Genomic DNA, 18,370 nt, shown 5'->3' with positions numbered 1-18,370 from the left:
TCTCCGTCTCGATCGATGCGGGATGACGCTTCGATTTTATTACAATAGATTCCGTGGAAAAGGACTCGGCTCCCGGAGAAAATCCGGAACGTCCGCACCCCGAGCGCACGCCTCGGCGCGGTGCCGACGGGCGGCGCTATTCGTCGACCCGAGAACGCATCCTGCGCGAGGTTGAATCACGTGATTCCGCCACCACCGCCGAGATCGTCGCGGCGACCGGCCTGCACGAGAACACCGTCCGCGAGCACCTCGAGCGCCTGCGCGCAGACGGCCGGCTGCGTCGCATCCGATCCGAGGTGCAGGGCCGTGGCCGACCGGGCTGGCGCTGGGTGGCGCCGCCCGCCGACGCGGTGAATCCGTACGCGGGTCTCGCGCTGGCACTCGCCGACACCCTCGCGCGCACCGTGCCCGACCCGGTCGCGCACGCGCGCGCGTCGGGGGAGCGCTGGGGCGCCGAGATCGCCGCACAGCAGTCGGATGCCACCAGCACCGCCCGCGACCTCGTCGTCGGCACCATGCGCGAGCAGGGCTTCGAGCCCGATGGCAGCGGCGAGCCGATCGTGCTGCACCGCTGCCCGCTGCTGGCGGTGGCGGCGCGACGCTCCGACGTCGTCTGCGCCGTTCACGAGGGCATGATCGAGGGCATCGCGCGCTCGCGCGCAGAGAAGTCGGATGCCGAACTGCTGCCGTTCCGCGCGGACGGCGCCTGCGTCCTGCACCTGCGAGTCCGCTCGTGAGCCGCCGACGCGGCGGATGGCGGATGCTGTCGATGCTGCCGGCCGCGATCGCGCTGCTCGCCGGGCTCGACGCGGGTCTGCTGCTGCTCGGCCTGCCGGCACCCTTGAGCACTGATCGCCTCCCCGATGTGCATGGGATGCTTCTCGTGCTCGGCTTCGTCGGCACGCTGGTCAGCCTCGAGCGCGCCACGGCTCTCGCGCGCCCGGCAGGTTTCATCACCCCGGCGCTGCTCGGCCTCGGCGGGGTCCTGCTCGTCGCAGACCCGGTCCCGCTGATCATCGGCAAAGCCGTGTTGGCCGCAGGCGCGGCAGCTTTCGTCGTGCTCTACATCCCCCTCTGGCGTCGCCAGTACGACGCAGCCCTGCTCGTCCAGCTGCTCGGCGCGGGGCTCGCGTGCGCCGGCGCCCTCATCTGGCTCGGGCAGGACACGATGGCCAGAGTCATCCCGTGGCTGATCGGCTTCCTGGTGCTCACCATCGCCGCCGAGCGCGTCGAACTCGCCCGCATCACCATGGGGCCGCGCGCGGGCATCCGACTTCTCGTCCACGCCTGGGCGGTGACCGGCGCGCTCGTGGTCGGTCTCGTGCTGCCGGATGCCGGGGCGATCCTGCTCGGCATGACGATGCTCTCGCTCACCGGCTGGCTCATCGTGCACGACGTGGCGCGGCGAACGATCCGGGCGCAAGGCGTCACGCGCTACATGGCCGCGTGCATCCTCGCCGGCTACGTCTGGCTCGCCGTCGCCGGCCTCGTGCTGCTGCTCGGTGAGCCCAGCGAGCAGCCGGCGTATGACGCGGTCATCCACGCCGTCTTCCTGGGATACACCTTCTCGATGATCATGGCGCACGCGACGACGATCCTTCCGGCGGTGCTGCGCATCCCGCTGCCGTACCGGCCGGCGTTCTGGGCGCCGATCGGCCTGCTGCAGGTCGCATTGATCGTGCGGGTGTGGATCGGCGATGGACTCGGGATGCCCGTGGCGTGGCAGCTCGGCGGAGTGCTCGGCGTCGCGGCGCTGCTGCTGTTCCTGCTGACCGCGATCACGAGCGCGATGCTCGGGGAGCCGAAGCGTTCCGGGCGCTCGAAAGCAGCGGAGCCCGAGCCCGCACCCGCACCCGCACGCGCACCCGCACCCGTTCGGGAGGAGAACTCCCGTTCAGGAGGAGGAATTCAGCTGAAGGCTCCTCCCCGGGCCGAGAAGTCCTCCGCAGCCGGTGGCCCGAACCGGCCCCAACAGCACGAAGGCCAGCCCCAACAGCACGCAGAACCGCATCAAGAGCACGAAGAAGGAACCACGAAGTGACTGACCAGGTGAAGCGGCGCGGGTTCTGGGCGATGCGCGACATCCCGACCGTGGTGTGGCTGCTGCTGACGGTGGTGTCGACGATCGTGCACCGCTGGGTGCCGAGCCCCATGTGGCTGATGCTTCACCTGCTGCTGCTGGGAGCGGTGACGCACGCGATCCTGGTGTGGAGTCAGTACTTCTCCTTCGCGCTGCTGCGCAGCGCCGCCACCGCGTCCGATCGCCGCGACCAGAACATCCGTCTCATTCTCGCCAACGGCGGTGCGGTGATCATCGTCACCGGCGTGCTCACGGCGATCTGGCCGATCACTCTCGTCGGCGCCGCGGCGCTGATCGTGGCTGTCGCCTGGCACGGCATCAGCCTGTACCGGCGCACCCGCGCGAGCATGCCCGGAAAGTTCGGTCGCACGATCCGGTACTACATCACCTCGGCCGCTCTGCTGATCGTCGGTGCCGCCCTCGGCGCATGGCTCGCGCGCGGCGACAGCAGCCCGAACCTGGTGATCGCGCACGCGCTGATCAACGTGCTCGGCTGGATCGGCCTCACCGTCGCCGGAACGGTCGTCACCCTCTGGCCGACGATCCTGCGCACTCGCGCCGACGAGCACGCCGCCACCGGCGCGGCCCGCGCACTGCCCGTCCTCGCTGCGGGAGTGCTGATCTCGGCCCTCAGCGCCGCCTTCGGGTGGCTGCCCGGCGTCTCCGCAGGGCTTGGCGCATACCTCGTCGGGCTGGTCGTCATCGGCGTCTCGCTGTTCCGCGCTGCGCGGCAGAAGGCTCCGCACAGCTTCGCTGCGCTGTCGGTCGGCATGGGCCTGGTCTGGTGGGCGGGCACCGTCGCGACCGTGGCTATCGGCGCCGCGGTCTTCGCGATCGCAGGCGGCGGGTTCGCCGCACTCGACGATCTCTTCGCGCACGTCGTGCCGTTCCTCGCGGCGGGCTTCGTCGCGCAGGTGCTCCTGGGAGCGCTCAGCTACCTGATCCCGGTCGTGCTCGGCGGAGGGCCCAGCCCGGTGCGCGTCGGCACAGCCGGATTCGACGCCGCCGGCATCCTGCGCGTCACGATCGCCAACGCCGCACTCGTCGTCTACGCGCTGCCGGTCTCGAGCCTGCTTCGGGTGGTGTCGTCGGTGATGTACCTCTTCGCGATGGCATCCTTCCTCATCATCATGTTGCGGGCGATGCGCGCGCAGCGTCGCGCCAAGGCGTCCGGAGCCATGCTCACCGAACCCGGACGCGGGCCGATCGTGCCCGAGGGCGAGCCGCGCGGACGCCGCGCCGGTCAGGCCGTCGCCGGCCTGCTCGCCGTGGTGCTCGTCTCGGCGGGCGTCGCGGCCGCCGATCCGATCAGCATGGGCTGGGGCAGCGCCGCGACCGGGGACGCGGATGCCCCGGTGCAGACCGTGCAGGTCGAGGCCGCCGATATGCGCTTCACCCCGAACCGCATCGAGGTTCCGGTCGGCACGCGCCTGGTGATCGAGATCACGAACACCGACGCCACGCAGGTGCACGATCTCGTCTTCGCGAACGGCGTGAACGGCGGGCGACTCGCGCCGGGGGAGTCCGAGACGATCGATGTCGGCGTGATCACCGCCGACCTCGAGGGGTGGTGCTCGATCCTCGGGCACCGGCAGATGGGCATGACGATGCAGATCGTCGCGACCGGCGCTTCGGCATCCGAGTCGGGCACGGGGTCGGATGCCAGTGACCGCGCCGAACACGAAGACGACCACGGAACTCACGCTGGCCACGACATGAGCAACTCCGGCCTCATCGATCTGATGGCCGAACCCGGTGAAGACTTGAAGCCCTACGACGCCGTGCTGCCCGCGCTTCCGGCATCCGATTCTCCGATGACTCACGAGGTCACTCTCACCGTCACTGACGAGGAGAAGGAGGTCGCACCCGGGGTGACGCAGACGCTGTGGACGTACAACGGCACCGCTCCCGGCCCGACCCTGCATGGCAGGGTGGGCGACACGTTCGTCATCACGCTGGTCAACGACGCCGCGATGGGGCATTCGATCGACTTCCACGCCGGCGCGCTCGCCCCCGACAGGCCGATGCGCACGATCGCTCCGGGAGAGAGCCTCACCTACACGTTCACGGCGACCCGCTCCGGCATCTGGATGTACCACTGCTCGACCATGCCGATGAGCGCGCATATCGTCAACGGCATGTACGGCGCGGTCGTCATCGAACCGGAAGACCTTCCCGCCGTCGATCGGAGCTACGTGCTCGTGCAGGGCGAGTACTACCTCGGCGATCACGACGGCGGCGTGGTCGACATGGATGCCATGGCCGCGCGCAACCCGGATCTGGTGACCTTCAACGGCTACGCCAACCAGTACGACCACGCGCCTCTGCCGGCGAAGGTCGGTGAGCGGGTGCGGGTGTGGGCGCTGGATGCCGGCGTCGAGCGGCCGAGCAGCTTCCACGTCGTCGGCGGGCAGTTCGACACCGTCTGGTCGGAGGGCGCGTATTCGATCAACCGGGCCGAGGGCACGGGCGCGCAGGTGCTGCCGCTCGCGGTCGCGCAGGGTGGTTTCGTCGAGCTGATCTTCCCGGAGGCCGGTCACTACCCGTTCGTGTCGCACTTCATGATCGATGCCGAGCGAGGTGCGCACGGGATCTTCGCCGTGCAGGAGTGACGCGCGGCGCCCGGCGGCCCGCGTGCTGCACGATACGAAATGGGGGCCGACACGCCAGTTGTCGGACGAAAAGGGGCAACCGGTCCGATTTCTGGCGTGTCGGCCCCCGGAATGTAACGGCCCGGCGGTCGATGAGAGGATGCCATCATGGCCACCGACCCCGTGAACGAGCACGACCTCGAGTACCTGCGCCGCTGCGTCGACCTCGCGTGTGAGGCGCTGGAAGAGGGCGACGAGCCGTTCGGCTCGCTGCTCGTCGACGGCGGGGGCAGCATCCGATTCGAGGATCGCAACCGCGTCGCGGGCGGCGACCACACCCGGCATCCGGAGTTCGAGATCGCGCGATGGGCGGCGGCGAATCTGACGCCCGACGAGCGTCGTGCGGCCACGGTGTACACATCAGGCGAGCACTGCCCGATGTGCAGCGCGGCCCACGCGTGGGTGGGTCTGGGGCGGATCGTGTATGCGACGGCATCCGCGCAGCTGGTGCAGTGGAGGGCCGAATGGGGACTCGAGCCGGGACCGGTCGCGGCTCTGCCCATCGGCGAGGTGGCGCCCGGCGTTCCGGTTTCGGGACCGGCGCCCGAGCTCGTCGACGAGGTCAGGGAGCTGCAGCGACGGCTCGCCGAGCGGCAGCGGAGCGATGCCGTCGAACGGAGAGAGTGACACCAGAGCGCTTCATCGGCCACACTGAGTTCCATGGGATCAGCGTTGACCACCATCGGATTGCCCGTCGCACTCGGGATCATCATGCTCGGCCTCGGCCTGAGCCTCACCCTCGCGGACTTCGCGCGCGTGCTGAAGCAGCCGAAGGCGGTGATCGTGGCGCTGCTGTGCCAGCTGATTCTGCTGCCGGCGATCTGCTTCGGGCTGGTGCTGGCGTTCCAGCTGCCGCCCGTGCTGGCGGTCGGCATGATGATGCTCGCCGCCTCCCCCGGCGGGACGACGGCGAACCTCTACAGTCATCTGTTCCGCGGTGACATCGCCCTGAACATCTCGCTGACCGCGGTGAACTCGGTGATCGCCGTGATCACGCTGCCGGTGATCACGAACTTCGCGATCTGGTACTTCCGTCCCTTCGACGACCAGCTGGGCCTGCAGTGGGCGAAGGCGCTCGAGGTGTTCGCAATCGTGCTGCTGCCGGTGGCGCTCGGGATGCTGATCCGCAGGTTCTGGCCGGCGTTCGCCCGCGGCATGGACAAGCCGGTGCGGATAGCGAGCGTGATCATCCTCATCGTCGTGATCGCCGGCGCCGTGGCATCCAACTGGAAGCTGCTGACCGACAACTTCGCGCAGCTCGCGCTCATCACGATCCTGTTCTGCGTGATCAGCCTCGCGATCGGGTACGCGGTGCCCCGGATGCTGAAGATCGGCCGCCGCCAGGCGATCGCGTCGTCGTTCGAGATCGGCATCCACAACGCCACCCTCGCGATCGTCATCGCGCAGTCGGTGCTGGGCTCGATGGAGCTCAGCCTGCCCGCCGCGGTCTACGGCGTGCTGATGTTCTTCATCGCGTTCGGATTCGGGTTCCTGATCCGCGGGAAGGAGCGTGTGCCGGACGTCACGGCCGAGGTCGCTTCCTAGACTGAAGCGATGCGACCACTGACCGAGGCCGAAGTGCGCGCGGCGATCCGCAATGCGGATGCCGACGAGATCGCCCAGATCGGGATGCCGCATGACTTCATCCTGACCGACTGGGACTACCTGGACTTCCTCGCCTGGCGAGATCCGGAATCGAGCAGGCGCGGCATCGTCATCGTCGAGCACGAGCGCGTCGCGCAGGGCATCGTGCTGCGCGCAACCGACCCGGCACGGGTGCGCTCCGGCATGTGCAACATATGCCGCACCCTGCAGCCGGGCAACCAGGTCGCGCTGCTGACCGCACGGCGCGGGGGAGCGAAGGGGCGCCGCGGCGACAGCGCGGGGACGTACATCTGCGCCGACCTGTCATGCCACGAGAACGTGCGCCTCGCGCACCCGCTCGCCCCGAACGAGGTGCGTCCGCCGGGGCAGGCCGACCAGAGGCTGGACGGAACGCGGCACCGCATGGAGGACTTCGTCGTCCGAGTGCTCGCCGACTGAGCCGATGTGTCGGTGCCGTGCGCTTCGCGCGGACTTGTGCGCTTCGCGCGGACGAATTCCCGGGTTGCGTCCGCGTCAGGCGCACATCTCCGCGGCACGTGCACACGGCGTCGCGCGCATCTACCTGCTCACGCGCGGACACGGGTGAAGCCGGGTCCCGGCTATTCTGGGACTCCGTCCTGCGCATCGAAGGAGATCCATGAGCGAGCCGATCCTGTTCACCGTCGACGAGGGTCTGGCCCGACTCACGCTGAACCGCCCCGCAAGTCTGAACGCTTTCGACGCCGATCTCGCCGTCGCCTGGCGCGACGTCACCGCCGAGGCCGTCGGTCGCGACGACGTGCGAGCGATCGTGCTGGATGCGGCGGGGCGCTCGTTCTGCGCCGGAGGCGACGTGCTGGCGATGGCGAAGACCATGGGCAGCGGTGCGGACATCACCTCTCTCGCGCACGTGATCAACGAGGGCATCCTCAACCTCACCCAGTCGGCTATCCCGGTGGTCGCCGCCGCGCACGGCACGACGGCAGGCGGGGGACTGGGCATCCTGATGTGCAGCGACTACGCCGTCGTCGGCGCGCACTCGAAGATCGGCAGCCTGTACGCGAACATCGGCCTCACACCCGACCTGTCCGTCTCGGCCCAGCTGGCGCGCGCGATCGGCGAGCGCCGGGCCCTGCAGCTGGTGCTGCAGGACCGCCTGCTCACCGCGGCAGAGGCCGTCGAGTGGGGGCTGGTCGCCGAGGCTGTCGAGACTCCTTCGACCGGTTCGGCGGCAGAGGACGCGCAAGCGGAGGCGGATGCCGTGCGCGAGCGCGCAGAGCAGATCGCGCGCTTCTGGCTCGCCGGCGCCGCAGGCGCCTACGGACATGCCAAGCGCCTGGTGCGCTCGCAGCCGTCCCGCACGTTCACCGAGCAGCTCTCCGAAGAGGCGCGCTCGATCGGCGCGGCCTTCGACACTCCGGATGCCAAGGCGCGCGTCGCGGGCTTCGCAGCGGCATCCAGGAAGAGCGCGCGCTGACACTCGACGTCGCTGTGGATAACGTCCCGGCGAGGTCCCGTGTGCGTGGGAGGATGTGACGAGACTAGCCAGGAGGGTTCACATGTCTGATCACGAAACCCGCTCCGACCAGAAGCCGATGACATCGAAGCTGCTGCGGGGCGCCATCTGGATCGCGATCGGAGCGCTCATCGCGGCAGCTCTCGTCTGCGTCGTGTGGGTGCTCATCGGCGATCAGGACGGCATCATCGGCCGCGCGTTCCTGACGATCCTGCTCCTGGCACTGTTCGCCGGCATCGCGATCGCGGAATCGCACCTCGCCGAGCGGCGACCCGACTGGCTGGCACTGGCCAGCATGATCACGTGGATCATCGCCCTGCTGGTCGGTGCGGTGAAGATCTGGCTTCCGACGGGTGACGAGTACTACGGCTGGGTGATGGAGCGGTTCTTCCAGTTCCTGCTGGTCATCGGAATCCTGCAGCTGGCACTCTTGCACGTGCGACTGTTCCTGAAGGCCTCGCAGCGCTACGTCACCACCTTCACGCGGGTCATCGTGATGGTCACGTTCACGATGCTCGGCGCGCTCGTGGCGATGCTCGTGTTCTACCTGACCTTCCCGGAGACGTTCGAGTACAGCGACCTCTACTGGCGGATCGTGATCGCCCTTGCGATTCTCGCGGCCGTCGGCACGACCCTCATCCCGCTGCTGAACGCCCTGTTCGCTCCGCGCCCGCAGCAGGCGTTCACGCCGCCGCCGGCGGTGACGCCGATCGAGGCGACGCCCGCTCCTCGCGCCTGGCCGACCTACTCCGACGGGCGCACGCCTCTGCCGGTGCTGCCGGACGGCTCACCCGACTGGAACGCCTATTACACCGGCCGCCCGACATACGATCCTCAGGCGTCGATGCCGAGCTTCCCGACTCTGGATGCCCCGGTGCAGGCTCCCGCGCCGCAGCAGGCTCCCGCGCCGCAGCAGGCTCCCGTGCAGCAGCAGGCTCCGGTGCCGCAGCAGGCTCCGGCCGAGCCTGCGCCGCCGACGGCACAACCGCAGCCTCAGCCGCAGGAGCAGCCTCAGCCGCCCGTGCAGCCGCCTGCGCCGCCTGCGCCTCCGGTGCCGCCGTACGCAGCTGAGCCTCCGGCGCCGGGATCGATCCCGCCGCCCCCTCCCGCCGCGCCGGGTGCTGCGACCCCTCCGGGAGGGTCGCAGTGACGCCCGCCGAACTGGGGGAACTGACCGCAGACATCGCCCGCGAGGCGGGCGAGCTCGCCCGCAGTCGCCGTGCCGCGGGGGTGCTGCTGGCCGCGACGAAGTCCACGCTCGCCGACATCGTCACGGAGGCGGATCGCGAGGTCGAGCAGCTGATCCGCGACCGGTTGCGCAAGGAGCGTCCTGACGATGGATTCCTCGGTGAGGAGACCGGCGCCGAGCGCGGCACGAGCGGCCTGACCTGGGTGGTCGACCCGATCGACGGCACTGTGAACTACGCCTACGGTGTGCCGACGTACTCGGTGAGCATCGCCGTCGTCGAGGGCGAGCCGCACCCGGAGAGCTGGGAGGGCGTCGCCGCCGCCGTGTGCGCACCCGGGCTCGGCGAGCTGTTCACGGCCGCTCGCGGCGAGGGTGCCTGGCACGATGGCATCCGACTCGCGGTCAACGCTGAGACACCCGCCGGGGCGCTGCTCGGCACCGGTTTCGGGTACGACCCGGCCACGCACGACGGCGACCTGGTCATGGTGCGACGCGTCATGACCATGGCGCGCGACCTGCGTCGGATGGGTTCTGCTGCCATCGATCTCGCGTACGTCGCGGCGGGCCGGCTCGACGGATTCTTCGAGCGCGGCCTGAACCCGTGGGACTTCGCCGCGGGCGCGATCCTCGTGCAGGAGGCCGGGGGAGCGGTGAGTCGGCTCGAGCTGGATCAGCCGCGCCCGATGGTGATCGCCGGCGGCGCGGCCGTGCACGAGCGGCTCCGCGCGATCATCTCGGGCGAAGCCGAAGGCATGTGATTGAATTTGTATAGGGTTCATGGCTTTCTCAGACATGAGCATGTAGTGTTTACCCGATCGTTACTTTTGCGGCCCGAACCGTGACAGTGATCAAGCTTCCCCCCGCTTGACATCAACCCGAGAGAACTGATTTGCCCCCTGTGCGTTCCGAGGATGGCGCTGTGCCCACGCGCCGTTCGAATCGACTTCGCGCCGCGTCAGCGGCACCCGCGATGTCGGTGACCCCGGACGCATCGCAGGTCTTCTCCTCGGCGGAACCGGCCGCCGCACCCACTGCTGCACAGATGTCGGCCGCGGCTACGAGTCGGCGCGCGCGTCGCCTGGCAGCCTCGGGCGCTCCCGTCGTGCAGCCCATGAGCGAGCCCGTCGCCGTCATCGCCGAGCCCGCTTCGCAGTCGGTGACCGACCCGGTTGTGATGACGCGGCCCGAGCCGGTCGTCATGACCGAGCCCGCCACGATCACCACGCCGGTGACCACCGCACCGGCCACCGAATCGATCTTCACCGGGCATCCCGATCACGACGCGTTCGCCGTGGCATCCGAGGCCTTCGGCTTCGCCGCTGTCGACGATGAAGACGAAGCCCCCGAGGTTCCGCTCGCGGCTGAGCCCGTCACCGAAGGTGCGGCGCCGGAGCGGATCCAGCATGTCGCACCGGCTCGCCGCAACCGCGTGCTGCGCCGAGTCGTCGCGACCGGTGCAAGCGTCGGCGTCATGGGCGTCGCCGGTCTGATCGCCGTCTCGATGACCCTCCCCGTCAGTGCGGTCGCCGCCTCGCAGGGCAAGGTCGCCGCGGCCGCCACCTCGCTGGTCGCCGAAGGCGATGAGACGAACCCCAAGGTCACGGATGGCGAGATCCAGGCGTACGTCGCCTCCGCCGATGTGCAGGACGAGGTTCTCCAGCGCTCCGAGTCGTTCGAGACCGTCTCGCTGACCGAGGTCGCTGCAGAAGAGGGCATCCACTTCTCCGAGAGCCTGTACACGAACGATCCCGACGCGGCCATCCAGTGGCCGTTCATCGTCGGTGTGGCGATGAGCTCGCCGTACGGACAGCGCTGGGGCCGCCTGCACGCCGGCATCGACCTGGTGCCCGGAAACGGTGCGCCGATCCAGGCGATCGCCGACGGCGTCGTGCGCACGGCGACCGAAGCCGGCGGCGCTTACGGCGTGACCGTCTACATCGACCACGTCATCGACGGACAGGTCGTCACGAGCCACTACGCACACATGCAGCACGGTTCGCTGCAGGTGCAGGCAGGCCAGCAGGTCAAGGTCGGCGACATCATCGGAAAGGTCGGAAACACCGGCCGTTCCTACGGTGCGCACCTGCACTTCGAGATCATCATCAACGGCTCGACGGTCGATCCGCTGCCGTGGATGCGCGAGAACGCGGGACGGTACGAATACTGACCGGCTCGATTTCGCGAGTGGCCATCTCGGATGGTAATCTCGTCTGGTTGCCCTGACACGGGCAGCACGCCCCGATAGCTCAGTGGCAGAGCACTTCCATGGTAAGGAAGGGGTCGTCAGTTCAATCCTGACTCGGGGCTCGTAGCGTTCACCTCTTCGGAGTGGACGATTGCGGCGGAGTAGCTCAGATGGTGAGAGCGCACGACTCATAATCGTGAGGTCGCGGGTTCGAGTCCCGCCTCCGCTACGGAACAAGAACCCTCGGCATCGCCGGGGGTTTTCTCGTATCCCGCCCCCACCATTCACTCGCCCCTCCCGTCGTCGACCTCTTCGGGCAGCTTCGACACCGGGATCACGATGACGTCCTGCACCTTCCAGTCGAGCTCGGTGATCGCCTGCGCTGCCGCATTCAGATCATGAAGGTGCGGTTTCGCCCGTGTGGGCACGACGAACGCCTCGACCTGGAATACCTGACCCAGATCGCGTATGCGCACCCCGGCATCCGACACCCAACGCTGACTGCGCAGCAGCGTGAGGATCTCGAGCGTGAGCGGATGCACCTTCTTGCCGTCGTACGTTGTGGCGCGCTGGTCCATGAGGTCGAGCACGGAGTCCTTGGTATTGCGCCAGCCATCCCAGACGATCCCGGCCGAGATGAAGATGGCCGCAGCGCCATCGAGCCACCACACGCCCATGCCGATTCCCAGCACACCGATGATGGATGCCACGTTGGTCTGCCAGTCGGCCTTGGCCATGTCAGCATCGGCATACAGGAGCTTGTTGTGCAGCACCGGCGCGATCTTCGACTTTGCGGGTCCGTAGATGAACACCGGTCCGACGACGATCACCGCCATCACCGCCACCATCAGCCAGCCGAGCCACACCGTCTGTCCGAACAGCTGCACGGTGCCGATCGTGGGATGCTCCATCGCGACCAGTCCGCTGATCGCCTCGAACATCAGGTTCAGACCGATCACCAGCAGCGCGACACCCGCCACGAGATGCCCGACGCTCATCGCGCGGTGCAGTCCGTACGGGTGCTTCAGCGTCGGCGCACGCCGCACGAAGATGTAGGCGACGAGGAATGCGACCTGCGGCGCGAGCGAGAGCATGTCCTCGATCCAGGCGGTCCGCATCGCCTGGGAGTTGCCGACCACGAAGGCGACGACGGTGATCGTCACCGCCGTGTAGCACATGGTGAAGATCTCCCACTTGATGGCCTTCTTCATGGCCTTCGCCTGCTCCGGCGGCAGGTCGGTGCGTCCGAACTGGTGCAGACCGGCGACGCTCATGATCCGACCTCCTCGTCGAGGAACCGCTCGAGGTTGCTGAGGAATGCGTTCTCGCCGAGCGGCACCAGCATGACGATCTTTCGGCCGTCGGCGCCCTCGATGCTGCTGTAGCCCCGGGTCATCCCTGCGCGATCGACCCACGGAGTCTGGTCGGTGAATCCGCCGACCAGCAGGTCGAGGTCGCCGGCCTCCAGCATCCCGACCAGCGTCTCCTCGCTGTCGACGGTCCAGTCCGTCGAGGCATCGAGCTCTGCGGCGTAGGTGGTCACGAGGTCGGCCAGCGGGCCGCTGGGCGTCGCGCCGGCCGCCTCGATGAGCCCGGTGTCCGGCGAGGCGCCGACACGCAGCTCACCGCCGGACACGTTCTCGAGGGTGCGGTCAGGGTCGGTCGGGATGCTGATGCCGCAGCCCGTCAGCGAGGCGGCGAGCAGCAGTGCTGCCGCCGACGACAGGGGAGTTCTCAGAGGATGTCGCACGCCTCGATCATGGCGACCGGATGCCCGTGGCGGAACATCCTTGACAAGCGCGTGCGCCGTGGGGCATGGACGCCTGACGCCCCCGCGTAGGCTGTCTTCGTGCGCATCCGTCTCGACATCGCCTATGACGGCACCCACTTCCGCGGCTGGGCGAAGCAGCCCGGGCTGCGCACCGTGCAGGGCACGATCGAGGCGGCGCTGGCCCGCATCGTCGGCTCCGAGGCACAGCTGGTCGTCGCCGGTCGGACGGATGCCGGTGTGCACGCCGCCGACCAGGTCGCTCATGTCGACCTCGATGAGACGCAGTGGGCGCGTGTGCAGGTGCGGCACGGGCACGCGGCATCCGACCCCGCCGGATCGCTGGCGCATCGCATCCGAGGTGTTCTCGGCAACTATCCCGACGTCACGGTGACCCGCACGAGCCTCGCGCCCGAGGGGTTCGACGCGCGCTTCTCGGCGGTGTGGCGCCGCTACCGCTACCGCCTCGCCGACAACACGGTCGGGTACGACCCGATGCGCCGCAATGACACGACCACGGTGCGCGCCGATCTCGATGTGGAGAGGATGGATGCTGCCGCGCAGACCCTCATCGGGCTGCACGACTTCGCGGCGTACTGCAAGCCGCGTGAAGAGGCGACCACCATCCGGACGCTGCTCGACTACGGGTGGACCCGCGACGCAGAGGGGGTGCTGGTCGCCGAGGTCAAGGCTGACGCGTTCTGCCACAGCATGGTCCGTGCGCTGGTGGGTGCGTGCGCGGCCGTGGGGGAGGGCAAGCTCGAGGTCGACGATGTCGCGCGTCTGCGTGACGAGCTGACCCGCACGAGCGCATTCAAGGTGCTGCCGGCCCGCGGGCTGACGCTCGCCGAGGTCGGGTATCCCGCCGACGAGCTGCTGGCATCCCGCGCCGAGCAGACCCGGGCTCGCCGCGACCGAGAGGCGCGCGACGGCGGTACCTTGGACGAATGAGGCTCATCTCGTACAACCTGCGCAAGCATCGCGCGGCGGGCGAACTCGCCGAGCTGGTGAGCAGACACGATCCTGACATCCTCTGCCTGCAGGAGTGCGATACGCAGGATCTGCGCGACACCGTCGGCGGGCTCTCGCTGATCGAGGCGACCAGCGGCAACCGACTGGGGTTGGCGATGTATGTGCGCCGCAACACCTTCCGAGTCGAGTCGGTGCGCACGATCGGGCTCAAGAAGTCACTCCACGACCGCGTGCTCAAGCCCGCCCACGAGCGGGTATTGGGTGCGCGCATGACGAACATCGACACGGGGCGGCACGTGATCGTGGCATCGTTTCACGCGGCTCCCCTCACTGCGCTGAACTCACTGCGGCGCAATCAGATCCGCGCGGCGCTCGACGAGCTGCAGTCGCTCGGGCCCGATCTGCCGGTGCTGATGGTGGGCGACTACAACTACCCCGTCTTCAAGGAGAATCTCGGCCAGACGGTGCGCGAGCACGGGTACACGCTCACCCTCAGCGACGATCGCACGTATACGCGGTACCGCGTGTTCCGAGGGCACTACGACTTCGCGACGTCGGTGGGCTTCGACATCTCGAACATCACGACGCTGCCCCAGGGGACCAGCGACCATCGCCCGATCCTGGTCACCGCCGTGGCGGCTTAGGGCTGGCTGCGCGGCCCACGGTCGCTTCAAGTGGCGCATCTGGTCCCTTCGGCATGGGCGAGGCGGCCATTCGAGCCACCTGAGCGACGCTCAGCGCTCCGCGAGAGGTTATGCAGTCGGGTTCCAGCCACGGCGCACCAGCGCCATGCGAACAATGTCCACTGCGCGGCGGGTTGTGCGGATGTCCATCGACGTGATGCGCACCACTTCCCATCCGGCGTCGGCGTAGTCGCGATACTTCTGGATGTCACGGTTCCACTGCCAGCGAGAAGTCCTGTGGTGATCCCCCTCGATCTCGACGATGATCCGATAGTCGCGGTACACGATCTCGGAGATGCCCACGCGCCGGCCGCGCGCGTCACGGATCTCGACGTCCAGTTCGGGCGTCGGCAGGCCGGCGTCTTCGGCATCCAATCGGTATTCGGTCTCGAGCGGCGAGGAGCTTCCGACCCGCGCGCGAGCCAGGGCGGACCGCAGGCGAGGCAGCCCAACGCGGCGACCGGCGTCGAGTGCGGCTTGCAGTTGCTCACGTGTCGCGCCGCGCTGCTCCGGGTGCTGCGTCCCGTACTTGTCGCGCGGGACCTGCAGAATCGCGTCAGCGAGGATGACGAGCTTGCGCTCGCTCAGCTCGCGCCCCAGCATCGCCCAAGTCGAAGCCGGCGTCGTGATGGGCAGACCGTGCCAGGTGCGAACGAAGGCGAGGTGGGGTTCGACCTTTCGGCCCCTCACGCCCTTCCCCCGCGGGGCGCGCTGCGGAGCGAACACGCCGACGTCGCGATCGCCAGGGTCATCGGCCGGGTACTGATAGATCGCCGCTGCGCTCAGCCCGCAGATGAAGGCCCCAGGTGCCATGACGTCGAGAAAGCACAGCGCGTTGCTGCGGATTCGATTCGCGAGCTCGCGACTCCGAGCGAGCGGTGCCTTGTCCTTCTTCGCAGCCTTCTCCTGTCTCTTGATGTCCTTCTTGGTCCGCCTCGCGCCATGAAACGGTGCAATCAGGTCTCTTCCTTTCAGACGCCGACGGGATACGCCGCTGGCAAGGGCGTCCCCCGTGTTGAAGTGCGGGCCCAGGTGTGCGGGGAGGTGCGTCATGTGCAGAAGAAGGCGCTTGCGCTGAGGTGGCGCGTGTGGCCGCATCAGCCGTGAGAGCCGGCCATTCGCGCCACCTGGGCGGCGCAGAGAGACCCGCGCACCGTAGGCGAGTTCGGCATCGAGGCCCGGATGCTGTAAGCTGACTCTTTGGTGCCTGACATCCGACTCGCTCGGACGCCCGGTACGACGAACGTGAGCCCTCCACTGGCGTGTTCCCTGTCTCTCAGCGAGAGTCGAGAACCACCCCGGAGTGGGATTCACGAACCTCTCCGTTCGATTCAAGAAAGCAGCACTATTGTGACGCGCACATTCACCCCGAAGGCCGGGCAGATCCAGCGTAACTGGGTCGTCATCGACGCCACTGACGTCGTTCTCGGTCGCCTCGCCTCGCACGCAGCAGCGATCCTGCGCGGCAAGAACAAGCCCACCTTCGCCCCTCACGTCGACACCGGTGACTTCGTCATCATCGTCAACGCCGGCAAGGTCGCCCTCACGGGTCAGAAGCTCCAGAAGAAGATGGCCTACCGCCACTCGGGTTACCCGGGCGGCCTGACGGCCACGTCGTACGCCGAACTGCTCGAGAAGAACCCGGTTCGCGCCGTGGAGAAGGCCGTCCGCGGCATGCTCCCCAAGAACACCCTGGGTCGCGAGCAGCTGTCGAAGCTGAAGGTGTACGCCGGTGCCGAGCACCCGCACGCCGCGCAGCAGCCCACGCCGTACACCCTCGACCAGGTCGCCCAGTAAGCGCCGTAAAGACTAAGGACATACTCGTGGCTGACATCCAGGACACCACCGAATTCCCGCAGAACTTCACCACCTCGAGCCCTGAGGCCGAGGCTGTGGAGTCCGCTCCCCGTCCCGTGCTCTCCGTTCCGGGTGCCGCTGTGGGCCGTCGCAAGCAGGCCATCGCCCGCGTGCGTCTGATTCCCGGCTCGGGCACCATCACGATCAACGGTCGCACGCTCGAGGATTACTTCCCGAACAAGCTGCACCAGCAGCTGATCAACGACCCGTTCACCGCGCTGAACCTCGCCGGTGCCTACGACGTCATCGCCCGCATCTCGGGTGGCGGCGACTCGGGCCAGGCCGGTGCGCTGCGTCTCGGCATCGCCCGTGCGCTGAACAACATCGACGCTGAGAACAACCGTCCGACCCTCAAGAAGGCCGGCTTCCTCTCGCGCGACGCCCGCGTCATCGAGCGCAAGAAGGCGGGTCTCAAGAAGGCCCGCAAGGCTCCTCAGTACTCCAAGCGCTGATCCACGCAGTTCCTTCAATGGCACTGTTCGGTACAGACGGCGTGCGGGGGTTGGCCAACGGCCTCCTCACCGCCGAACTTGCGCTCTCCCTGGCCCAGGCGACTGCTGTCGTCCTGGGCCAGGGCCGTATCGCCGACGCGCGTCGCGCCACCGGCAAGCGGATCACCGCCGTGGTCGCTCGCGACCCGCGGATCTCCGGCCAGTTCCTCAGCGCCGCTGTCGAGGCGGGCCTCGCATCGTCCGGCGTGGATGTGCTGGATGCCGGAACCCTGCCCACCCCGGCGACGGCCTTCCTCATCTCCGACATCGACGCCGACTTCGGCGTGATGATCTCCGCCTCGCACAACCCGGCGCCGGACAACGGCATCAAGATCTTCGCCCGCGGCGGAGTGAAGCTGCCCGACCTCGTCGAGCAGCGCATCGAAGAGACGATGGTGGCTGGCACCAAGCTGCAGCCGATCGGCGGCGAGGTGGGTCGCGTGAGCCGATTCTCGGATGCCGAGGATCGCTACGTCATGCACCTGCTGGCGTCCCTGCCGCACCGACTCGACGGCATCCACGTCGTGCTCGACTGCGCCAACGGCGCGGCATCCGGGGCGTCCCCTGAGGTGTTCCGCAACGCGGGCGCCAAGGTGACCGTCATCGGCGCCGATCCTGACGGGATCAACATCAACGACGGCGTCGGGTCGACTCACCTCGACAAGCTGGCCGCGGAGGTCATCCGCGTCGGTGCGGATGTCGGCATCGCGCACGACGGCGACGCCGATCGCTGCCTCGCCGTGGACGCCGACGGCAACATCGTCGACGGCGATCAGATCATGGCCATTCTCGCGGTCGCGATGAAGAGCCGTGGCAAGCTCGCTGACGACACCCTCGTCGCCACCGTGATGAGCAACCTCGGTCTGCACATCGCCATGCGCGAGCAGGGCATCACGGTGCGCCAGACCGCTGTCGGCGACCGTTACGTGCTCGAGGACATGAACGCCGGCGGCTACTCGCTCGGCGGCGAGCAGTCCGGCCACGTCATCATGAGCGACTTCGCCACCACCGGCGACGGCCTGCTGACGGGCCTGCACCTGGTCGCTGAGATGGCGCGCCAGAGCAAGAGCCTGGCCGAACTTGCGTCGATCATGACGGTCTACCCGCAGGTGATGATCAACGTCAAGGACGTCGACAAGGAAGCTGTCCGCGACCACGCCCTCGTGCAGGAAGCTGTCGCGGCTGTGGAAACTCAGCTGGGCGATTCCGGACGCGTGCTGCTGCGCAAGTCCGGCACCGAGCCGCTCGTGCGCGTGATGGTCGAGGCAGCGGATGCCGAGACCGCCAATGCGCATGCCGCGTCGCTGGCTGAAGTCGTGCGCCAGCACCTCGCGCTCTGACTTCGAGGGCCGACGAGGGTCGACCCTCGTCGGCCCTCGCCCTTGTCTGTCGGA

The 18,370-nt window shown here is 68.3% G+C and carries 18 protein-coding genes and 2 tRNA genes; 17 read left to right on the top strand and 3 right to left on the bottom strand.

Annotated features, from left to right (window positions below; translation table 11 throughout):
* Positions 1–53: 53 nt before the first annotated feature.
* The 12 genes from ACQUSX_RS06545 to ACQUSX_RS06490 all read left to right on the top strand — a co-directional run bounded on the left by ACQUSX_RS06545 (position 54) and on the right by ACQUSX_RS06490 (position 11,434).
* Positions 54–737: a helix-turn-helix transcriptional regulator gene (locus ACQUSX_RS06545; protein ID WP_428906145.1), complete on the top strand. Its 684-nt coding sequence runs from the start codon at positions 54–56 to the stop codon at positions 735–737.
* Positions 734–2,041, top strand: coding sequence for a DUF8744 domain-containing protein (locus tag ACQUSX_RS06540; RefSeq protein ID WP_428906144.1), 1,308 nt, complete (start codon positions 734–736; stop codon positions 2,039–2,041). Before ACQUSX_RS06545 ends, ACQUSX_RS06540 begins: the two co-directional genes overlap by 4 nt.
* Positions 2,038–4,692 carry a multicopper oxidase domain-containing protein gene (locus tag ACQUSX_RS06535; RefSeq protein WP_428906143.1) on the top strand — a complete coding sequence of 885 codons (2,655 nt, stop codon included), beginning with the start codon at positions 2,038–2,040 and terminating at the stop codon, positions 4,690–4,692. Before ACQUSX_RS06540 ends, ACQUSX_RS06535 begins: the two co-directional genes overlap by 4 nt.
* Positions 4,693–4,839: 147 nt before the next feature.
* Positions 4,840–5,358, top strand: coding sequence for a nucleoside deaminase (locus ACQUSX_RS06530; protein WP_428906142.1), 519 nt, complete (start codon positions 4,840–4,842; stop codon positions 5,356–5,358).
* 33 nt (positions 5,359–5,391) lie between these two features.
* Positions 5,392–6,276, top strand: coding sequence for a bile acid:sodium symporter family protein (locus tag ACQUSX_RS06525; RefSeq protein ID WP_428906141.1), 885 nt, complete (start codon positions 5,392–5,394; stop codon positions 6,274–6,276).
* A 9-nt stretch (positions 6,277–6,285) separates the two neighbouring features.
* On the top strand, positions 6,286–6,774 hold the full coding sequence (locus tag ACQUSX_RS06520) for an FBP domain-containing protein (protein WP_428906140.1): 489 nt from the start codon (positions 6,286–6,288) through the stop codon (positions 6,772–6,774).
* Positions 6,775–6,973: 199 nt separating this feature from the next.
* On the top strand, positions 6,974–7,792 hold the full coding sequence (locus tag ACQUSX_RS06515; protein WP_428906139.1) for an enoyl-CoA hydratase/isomerase family protein: 819 nt from the start codon (positions 6,974–6,976) through the stop codon (positions 7,790–7,792).
* 82 nt (positions 7,793–7,874) lie between these two features.
* Entirely contained in the window at positions 7,875–8,981 is a 1,107-nt protein-coding gene (locus ACQUSX_RS06510) for a hypothetical protein (protein ID WP_428906138.1), read from the top strand.
* Positions 8,978–9,778, top strand: a complete 801-nt coding sequence (locus ACQUSX_RS06505; RefSeq protein WP_428906137.1) for an inositol monophosphatase family protein — start codon at positions 8,978–8,980, stop codon at positions 9,776–9,778. The genes ACQUSX_RS06510 and ACQUSX_RS06505 overlap by 4 nt, the downstream gene beginning before the upstream one ends.
* Positions 9,779–9,939: 161 nt before the next feature.
* Positions 9,940–11,187 (top strand): M23 family metallopeptidase, encoded by a 1,248-nt coding sequence (locus ACQUSX_RS06500; RefSeq protein ID WP_428906136.1) that lies wholly within the window; start codon positions 9,940–9,942, stop codon positions 11,185–11,187.
* A gap of 68 nt (positions 11,188–11,255) precedes the next feature.
* Positions 11,256–11,327: transfer RNA gene (locus tag ACQUSX_RS06495), tRNA-Thr, on the top strand.
* A 33-nt stretch (positions 11,328–11,360) separates the two neighbouring features.
* A tRNA-Met gene (locus ACQUSX_RS06490) sits at positions 11,361–11,434 on the top strand.
* A 55-nt stretch (positions 11,435–11,489) separates the two neighbouring features.
* On the opposite strand, the gene ACQUSX_RS06485 is transcribed toward ACQUSX_RS06490, so the two are convergent.
* Together ACQUSX_RS06485 and ACQUSX_RS06480 are read right to left on the bottom strand one after the other, a co-directional pair.
* Positions 11,490–12,479 (bottom strand): cation efflux transmembrane domain-containing protein, encoded by a 990-nt coding sequence (locus ACQUSX_RS06485; protein WP_428906135.1) that lies wholly within the window; start codon positions 12,477–12,479, stop codon positions 11,490–11,492.
* Positions 12,476–12,955, bottom strand: coding sequence for a type 2 periplasmic-binding domain-containing protein (locus tag ACQUSX_RS06480; RefSeq protein WP_428906134.1), 480 nt, complete (start codon positions 12,953–12,955; stop codon positions 12,476–12,478). Before ACQUSX_RS06480 ends, ACQUSX_RS06485 begins: the two co-directional genes overlap by 4 nt.
* Before the next feature lie 99 nt (positions 12,956–13,054).
* Here ACQUSX_RS06480 and truA point away from each other — a divergent pair, with 99 nt between their 5' ends.
* Positions 13,055–13,924, top strand: a complete 870-nt coding sequence (gene truA, locus ACQUSX_RS06475; protein WP_428906133.1) for a tRNA pseudouridine(38-40) synthase TruA — start codon at positions 13,055–13,057, stop codon at positions 13,922–13,924.
* Positions 13,921–14,589, top strand: a complete 669-nt coding sequence (locus tag ACQUSX_RS06470) for an endonuclease/exonuclease/phosphatase family protein (protein WP_428906132.1) — start codon at positions 13,921–13,923, stop codon at positions 14,587–14,589. The genes truA and ACQUSX_RS06470 overlap by 4 nt, the downstream gene beginning before the upstream one ends.
* Before the next feature lie 108 nt (positions 14,590–14,697).
* Here the strand turns inward: ACQUSX_RS06470 and ACQUSX_RS06465 are convergent, their stop codons facing one another.
* Positions 14,698–15,441, bottom strand: a complete 744-nt coding sequence (locus tag ACQUSX_RS06465) for a hypothetical protein (RefSeq protein ID WP_428906131.1) — start codon at positions 15,439–15,441, stop codon at positions 14,698–14,700.
* A gap of 537 nt (positions 15,442–15,978) precedes the next feature.
* On the opposite strand from ACQUSX_RS06465, the gene rplM reads away from it, so the two are divergent.
* From rplM to glmM, 3 genes are read left to right on the top strand one after another with little or no spacing between them, the layout of a single operon-like run.
* Positions 15,979–16,425 carry a 50S ribosomal protein L13 gene (rplM, locus tag ACQUSX_RS06460; RefSeq protein WP_428906130.1) on the top strand — a complete coding sequence of 149 codons (447 nt, stop codon included), beginning with the start codon at positions 15,979–15,981 and terminating at the stop codon, positions 16,423–16,425.
* Positions 16,426–16,451: 26 nt separating this feature from the next.
* Positions 16,452–16,937, top strand: coding sequence for a 30S ribosomal protein S9 (rpsI, locus tag ACQUSX_RS06455; RefSeq protein WP_428906129.1), 486 nt, complete (start codon positions 16,452–16,454; stop codon positions 16,935–16,937).
* 17 nt (positions 16,938–16,954) lie between these two features.
* Complete coding sequence (glmM, locus tag ACQUSX_RS06450; RefSeq protein WP_428906128.1) at positions 16,955–18,316, top strand: phosphoglucosamine mutase; 1,362 nt, start codon at positions 16,955–16,957, stop codon at positions 18,314–18,316.
* The last annotated feature ends 54 nt before the right edge of the window (positions 18,317–18,370 follow it).

This window comes from Microbacterium alcoholitolerans (assembly GCF_050408615.1).
In the GTDB taxonomy this organism is placed as follows: domain Bacteria; phylum Actinomycetota; class Actinomycetes; order Actinomycetales; family Microbacteriaceae; genus Microbacterium.
This window is presented reverse-complemented; position numbering and strand designations above follow the sequence as displayed.